Here is a 381-nt window from a genome sequence, read left to right as displayed (position 1 = left end):
GGGGGGGGACCCGCTGGTGCGCAAAGAATTGGAGCGGCTGGTCGCCATGCTGTCCTCCATTCCGGGCATTGAGGATATTTCGCTTACCACCAACGGCCTGCTGCTGCCCGCCAAAGCGGCGGCGCTCAAGGCAGCCGGTCTTTCGAGGGTAAATATCAGCCTTGACTCCCTGCGGCAGGAGCGTTACTCGATGATTACACGCGGCGGCGATGTGGCCAAGGTGCTGAAGGGAATCGAGGCGGCGCAAGCCGCGGGGCTCTCACCCATTAAGCTTAATGTGGTGCTCATGAAGGGCATCAACGATGACGAGATCAAGGATTTTATCGCCCTTACTCTAAATAGTCCGCTGAATGTGCGGTTTATCGAATATATGCCGATCGG

1 protein-coding gene is annotated in these 381 nt (G+C 57.5%); it reads left to right on the top strand.

The window, feature by feature from the left end; genetic code table 11:
* Window positions 1-381, top strand: a 381-nt coding sequence (locus L691_RS0107950; RefSeq protein ID WP_025689862.1) for a radical SAM protein, incomplete at both ends; no start/stop codon positions are given.

Source organism: Paenibacillus zanthoxyli JH29, assembly GCF_000520715.1.
Classification (GTDB): Bacteria; Bacillota; Bacilli; order Paenibacillales; family Paenibacillaceae; genus Paenibacillus_AQ; species Paenibacillus_AQ zanthoxyli.
This window is presented reverse-complemented; position numbering and strand designations above follow the sequence as displayed.